The 6,738-nt window shown below is 56.3% G+C and carries 5 protein-coding genes; all 5 read left to right on the forward strand.

Annotated elements, in window-relative coordinates; translation table 11 throughout:
• Window positions 1–1,189: DUF2345 domain-containing protein (locus ABDB81_RS30035; protein WP_346814370.1), on the forward strand; the 1,189-nt coding region annotated here is incomplete at its 5' end.
• A 1-nt stretch (window position 1,190) separates the two neighbouring features.
• Window positions 1,191–2,060, forward strand: a complete 870-nt coding sequence (locus ABDB81_RS30040) for a DUF4123 domain-containing protein (RefSeq protein ID WP_346814371.1) — start codon at window positions 1,191–1,193, stop codon at window positions 2,058–2,060.
• Between the two features lie 7 nt (window positions 2,061–2,067).
• Window positions 2,068–4,938: a T6SS effector BTH_I2691 family protein gene (locus ABDB81_RS30045; protein WP_346814372.1), complete on the forward strand. Its 2,871-nt coding sequence runs from the start codon at window positions 2,068–2,070 to the stop codon at window positions 4,936–4,938.
• Window positions 4,939–5,973, forward strand: a complete 1,035-nt coding sequence (locus ABDB81_RS30050) for a DUF6708 domain-containing protein (protein ID WP_346814373.1) — start codon at window positions 4,939–4,941, stop codon at window positions 5,971–5,973.
• A gap of 24 nt (window positions 5,974–5,997) precedes the next feature.
• The coding region (locus tag ABDB81_RS30055) for a DUF6708 domain-containing protein (protein WP_346814374.1) at window positions 5,998–6,738 on the forward strand (741 nt) is incomplete at its 3' end.

The following is a 6,738-nucleotide window of genomic DNA, read 5'->3' on the forward strand; positions in this document are numbered from 1 at the left end:
GTACGCCTACCTGACCCAGCAGGGCCACTACGTGGTGCGCCTCGACCTGGATTTCGACGCATGGTCCAAAGGCCACGAGAGCGTGCCGCTGCGCCTCGCCAAACCATTCGCCGGTGCAAAGCAGACCGGCTTCCACTTCCCATTGCTCGACGGCACAGAAGTCGCCATCGCCTTCCGCGACGGCGACCCGAACAAGCCCTACATCGCCCACGCCCAACACCACAGCCAGCACGAAGATCTGATCACCGGCCGCGACGGCTGGATGTCGCGCAACGTCATTCGAACGCAATCGAACAACATGGTGCGGTTCGAGGATTGGGAGGGACGCGAAGGCATCAAGCTGTCCCCGGAACAGAGCGGACAAACCCAGCTGAACCTGGGCTACCTGGTGGATGACCGGGTGAAGCAGCGTGGGGAAGGGTTCGAGTTGCGGACGTCGGGGTGGGGGGCAATTCGAGCAGGTAGGGGGCTGCTCGTCTCCACTGACGATCGCATGAATGCGAAAGGCATGCAGCTCGACATGCAGGAGGCCATGGCGCAGCTTGGTGCTGCCCAGACGCGGATGGATCAACTAGCCAATGCTGCCAGCGCGGCGACGGCCGATGCTGCCGATGCCAGGGCGATGAACGAGGTACTCCAGAATCAGATCAAGGACCTTCAGCAGGCCGTGATGGTGCTAAGTGCCAATGCTTCCATTGCCCTGTCCACGCCGGAATCCATTCAGCATTGCGCCGGACGCGACCTGACGCTGAGTGCGGGAGACAACGCCGATGTCGGGGTGATGCGCAAGTTCACAGTCGCTGCAGGCGAGGCCATCAGCTTGTTCGCGCAGCGTATGGGAATCAAGCTCTTTGCCAACCAGGGGAAGGTCGACATACAGGCTCAAAACGATGCGATGAATCTTGCTGCGCTCAAGGACGTCAGCATCACCAGCACCAATGGCAAGCTCATCCTCAATGCCAAGGAGGAGGTGTGGATTGGCGCCGGTGGATCGTATATCAAGATCAGTGGCAGCCGGATCGAGAATACTACGTCCGGCGACATCCTCGAGAAATGCGCTTCGTGGGACAAAGCCACGCCCGGATCGCAGCGTGTCTCAGCCTCACTCGCCAGCCCTGCGCCGGGCTGCGCGATCCAGAGTGGGCTGGCCAACGAAACCAACGCAGCATTGATGGGCGCGGGGAGCTGATATGGAGAAAATTCCTCCACCCCACATGCCAGAGACCTTGCCTTTACCCTCGGCGCGCTTTGCGGTGATCGACGCAGCGCAACTCGCCCCGGAGCATTGGGACGACCTTCCATCCCGACGAATGGTTCCGGACGCATACCGGGACCGAGCCGAGCTGTTCCCGATTCTTGTGGATCTCGACGAGTTGGATGAGACGCAGCGCGTTGCCGTGCTGGATCGAGACGCCAACTGTGCGGCGCAGTCTGGCAAAACGTATCTGATGGCTCTACTGGATGCACGTGGTACGCCAGCATCGGTCCTCACGCATCTGACCCGGCGCATGCTGGTCCGACGGCCGGATGGGCAGGAGGACATCCTTCGGATCTACGATCCGCTGGTCTTTCGGCATCTCAGGTGGCTGCTTTCCGTCGAGCAGATCGACAGCTTGCTCGGGCCGATCGGCACATGGCATTGGCGGGAGCCAGATGGCACCTGGCATTCGCACTCACGAGACGCGGATCAGCCCAGCATTCGTCCTTTGCGGCTGACGCCCGCGCAGTGGCCCTCATTGCTGCGGATGGCGGATCTGCAACGAGCGATACGTACGTTGGCGGACGACGACGCGCCATGTGCCTGGCGCATCGAGACTGCACAACAACTTGACCAACTGCTTGCCGATACCGAATCCATCGAGGGACTGAACGAGTCGGAGGACCGCGCTCTCCATGCGCTGCAGGCCCTGCGATTCGGCCGGACGATCCATCAGCATTCCGCGCTGCTGCACCGCCTGGGCATGGCACGCAATGGGGAAACAACCTACTCCTCGGCATGCGCCGATCTGGACGCCATCCGTCTGCAGAAATTTGCAGATGAACTCCAACAGTCGCACTAGAGCCACCATGACCAAAGCAAGAATCAACGAATCGTCGTGTCCCTTCTGCGACAAGAAGGGCTTGCCGATCCTGCCTGTGCGCTACGCCATTGGACGAACTGACCGAGGCAATGCGCCAAGTCTTCCGGCGGGTTTTGGCGAAGGCGTGACGGCTATCAAGCTGCCAGACACCGCGCGTTACACGCTGCGGCTGTTGCGTAGCGGTTTCCTGTACACCTTTGACGAACGCCGCAAGGAGTGGCGCGCTTATGTGGTCAACGGCCAGAGCTATCTGTACGAGTTCGACGCGCGTGCGAAGGCGCCACCCTCCACTCCGATTCTGGAGAACATGACGTTCAGCGATGCCTGCAAGGCCAAGGCAGACCCGTACAAGGCGCGCTGTTTCACTGTAAAGGATGCCGCCACGGCGACCCGGATCTGGATTGGATTCAGTGATGTCGCCTGGACTAGCGATGTCCTCAAGGACTACACGGCGGCCATTCTCGGCACATCGACAAAGAGCGATGCGGCCGAGCGCAAGCAGTCGTTGCAATGCATCGACATTGCTGCGTGGAGAACCGGCAAAGGCGTGCCACACATGGCGACGTTCGACGGACTGAACCATGTGGCCGAATTCGTTGCGGATGGCGCAACGTTGAAGCGGGATACGCGCGAATACGTCAAACACTTTTTGCCGCCGCCGTACACAAATCCGGACGACATGCGCAGGACCGATGAAACAACAACGAAGGCCGTCGAGTTGCTGTCGCCGATGGTCCGGAAGCTGCTGCCGCACGACGGCTTTGACAAGACACCCACCGAAGGATTGATCGACTGCGCCGCGTGGCGCTTCTCGGCGCAGCCCTTCTGGCTGACATCGAAGGAGATGCCGTCGCTGATCGCATGGGGCAATGAGCAAGCCAAGCCGCTACGGCCGGCCATGATTGGCGTGCTGGATCCGGCGGGGATCACCATCGACCTCAATGGACTGGCTATCCAGCGCGCCATCGAGTTCACGGATGTCAATCCGCGTCGCTGGATGTTTGAAACGGCTCAGATGATTGCCGGGCTCAGAGCGGAAATTGGTCAGGGTGCCGTCCAAGTAGAGAAAAAGTCGAAGATCGCTGGGCTTAGAGATCTAAAGAACCCCGATTCTCTTGAGAGCTGGCAACTTGCGACGGTCAATCTCGTTCGTCGGGGACCGGCGATAACGGCCGAGGAGATTGAAAGTCGGGCACTGCAACAAGTCGACGACAACGCCGCCGAGATTACCGAGAAGGCCTGGGCCAGTAAATACAAGAGCTGTCTGAAGGCAACCCATAACAATGTCGAAGACTGGAAGGCGTATTTGGAGACCTACCAGTCAGAGCTGGAGGTCTTTGGCAAAGATATCTTGTCGCCTCTTGATGAGGCATTCACGGCCTGGCTTGCTCACCGTTCCATCACAGACGTCTTCAAGTATCACTACGACCCGAAAGACCTGCGTAGCGGGGCATCCTATCTGGAGCTTGCCCTTGCAATGCTGACGGAGACTAGTGGTCGCCAGAAGTGCAGTGAGTGGATTGAGGAACAGCTCGAACAAGATCCCCAGCATGCCAATGCCTGGTTGATGCGTTCGTTCGGCATGAACCACGACTCGCTCATCAACGCGTGGAAGGAGAACGCGTTAAGCGATGTGGAAAATATATGTGGCCGGAAAACACTGGCACCTGTGGATACAAGATCCCTTGCGGCATGGTTCGATGCGGGTGAAAAGCTGCATGACAAGCTCAAGGACATCCTCATCTATGCAGCGGGCAATCCAGGCGGGAACAGATATTTCGATAAGGTGGCTCGGCTGACGTACGAGGTGAGCGGGCCATACATTAAACGGTTGAGCGACGGCATCGACAAGGGAATCAAGGCAGCGCTTCCGGTCAGCATGCAGATGGGCCTGCTGCGCGCTGTCGCAACGGCGGGCAATCCCAATATCGTCCCCGTGATATTGCGCGGAGAAATGAGCATGTCTCGGGCCACCCACATGGTGGCCAAGCCGCTCCGATCCATTGCTGGCGGTAACGCGCATCTGAATCGCGCCGGTGTCGACCAGGCATTGAATAACGCGTTTCCCGGCAGGACTGACACGTTTCGGTATGACGGTGTGGTCTTCCTGGATAAGGCAAAAGCTGCGGAGTTGTTACCCGGTCTGAAGGGCGTGGAAAGAAGTGCTGCCGTGTCTCAAGTGCTCACGACTGAACAGTTCGATGCCGTAGCAAAAGAGAGCATCGGAAAGATCGCGACGCTGGACGTAAAGCTCGGACTCGCACAGGCAGTCCTGTCGGCCGTCGCACTGCGCTACGCATACCGCGAAATGATGAAGGCTACGCCTGCGGACAAGTGGGATAGGACAGCAAATTTTGCGGGCGGAGTTGTTGGGTTGGTTGGGGGGATGAGTGCGGTGGTGGGTGGGATATTTGCGAATACGGATTGGGGGAGGAGTCCGCTGTCGAGGCCCCGTCTTCTCGCTGGCGGTGAGGCCGCGACCCGCTCTGGGTGGCTTATTGGAATTGGAAGAATACTTGGGACAGTCGGTGGGATGATTGGAGGGGCGTTAGCTATCAGTGAGGGAGTGAAACTATATTATGGAAACTATCCATTGCTAGGCGGAGCGCTCGCTATCTCCGGTGTCGCAATCATCGCATTCCCGTTTTTCTTAATTTTTTTCCAGGTAACTGGACCTGTGGGATTGTTTTTCGGTTTGCTGATTACCGTTGTGATGGTTGTCTTGTCTGGAATGAAGCCTGATGGAGTGCAAGAGTGGCTAAGAAAAACTATTCATTTCGGCAAAGGTCCAGAGGTGATTTTCGACAATTACCTTTCCCAGATGATGCAGTTTGAAGCTCTTCAGGAAGGAAAATAAATGTACTACGGATGGACTATGCCGTTCAAAGTCAACCGACCGTTGACGCAGATGGAAAGCGATCAGGCGCTGCCAAAAGATGGATTGCCTCTTGCACGCCCAGAACAGCGGGCCGGTTTGATTTGCATGAATTCGACATATATTGACTGGATTGATCGTCGATTTCCATGCCGAGGAACGATGAATACATTCCTCGCATCGGTGTGCATGCTTATCCTGATTCCTTTCTGTGCATATGCCAATTTGGTGGTCTATCAAGATCGATTCAGAGTCCAGCACTGGTGGGTATTGATGTTGATGGGATTACCTATATATGTCATGTTCTGGTACATCATCAAGATTGCTATACGTGGTGAGTATTTTTCATACACCTATTGGCCAATTCGGTTCAATCGCAAGACCCGGATGGTGCATGTCTTTCGCCACAACGGCGCGGGTGGCACGCTCTCGGTGCCTTGGGATCAAGTGTATTTCTACATTGGTGAGGGGAAACAGCGTTCCGACAACGTCTATATAGGCGGGCACATTCTGGATGGCGACGTTGTCAAGGACACCTTTGCGCTCGGTCTTGACGCGCCAAAAAATAATGTCCTCCCGCTATTCGAAATGTGGGAGTTCATTCGTTGTTACATGGACGAAGGTCCGGAGGCTGCCGGTCCACATCCGCTGGATCGTTACATTGGACTGTCGGTTACGCCATCGCTGTACAACTGCCAGATGATGATGGACATCTACTATCTCGGCGAACTCCCGCGGATCGCGCGAATTCTTGCGTATCCATTTGTACTGCTTTATACCCTCACGCGCTGGTTTGTCTTGCGCACCTGCCGCAAGCCTGTGTTCCCGCCAGAGGTCGAGGCGACTTGTCAGGTTGAACCGGACGACCCCCACGTGTGGCCCGTCGCCCGTCGGTGTTTCGAGTTTGCTGACTCGGTTCCCGGCCTGTGGGAATACACGATGGAAAAGCAGCGGGCACGCCAGGAGAAGCTGCGGCCGTTTGGCAAGGATCCTTGTCGAAATCACCAAGACCGATGAGGCCCGCTGTCGGTGACGAAAGTCGTGATCGCACGTGAAGCACAAGCCGAAGGAATTGAAATGTACGTTGGATGGACTATGCCGTTCAAAGTCAATCGACCGCTGACACAATTGGAACGAGATCAGGCGCTGCCCCGCGCTGGCTTGCCTCTAGCTCGTCCAGAGCAACGGGGGGCGTTGGTTAACATGAACTCTACATATCTCGATTGGATTGATCGTCGATTTCTATATCGAGGTACCATGAATACGTTTCTCGCGACATTATTAATTCTGTCGATGATGCCTGTTCTCGTGCTGTTGAATTCTATGATTTTTGACCTTCGCGGTGATGAGCAATACTGGTGGGTGTTGCTTTTCATGATGATTCCAATATATATAATGCTCTGGCACGTCATGAGATTCATTATTTGTGGCGAGTATTTTTCGTATGTCCATTGGCCGATACGATTTAATCGTAGAACGCAAATGGTACATGTCTTCCGCCACAGCGGTGCGGATGGAACTCTATCGGTTCCCTGGGGGCAGGTCTATTTTCACGTCGGAACAGGTGGGAAACAGCATCCAAATAGTATCTATATCCGCGGGCATATTCTCGATGGCGATATCGTCAAGGACACCTTCGCACTCGGCCATGATGTACACAAGAATGAAATGCGGGCGTTGCTCGAAATGTGGGAATTCATTCGTTGCTACATGGAGGAAGGTCCCGAGGCTGCCGGTCCGGGCCTGTCAGTTTTTTTGTGTGCAGGACAGCTAGAGGCTTGC

Origin of the sequence: Cupriavidus sp. DL-D2, from assembly GCF_039710735.1 — a bacterium.
Lineage (GTDB): Bacteria > Pseudomonadota > Gammaproteobacteria > Burkholderiales > Burkholderiaceae > Cupriavidus.

Coding starts and splice junctions, on each gene's coding strand:
- ABDB81_RS30050 (WP_346814373.1), top strand. CDS start 4,939: ATGTACTACGGATGGACTATGCCGTTCAAAGTCAACCGACCGTTGACG.
- ABDB81_RS30040 (WP_346814371.1), top strand. CDS start 1,191: ATGGAGAAAATTCCTCCACCCCACATGCCAGAGACCTTGCCTTTACCC.
- ABDB81_RS30045 (WP_346814372.1), top strand. CDS start 2,068: ATGACCAAAGCAAGAATCAACGAATCGTCGTGTCCCTTCTGCGACAAG.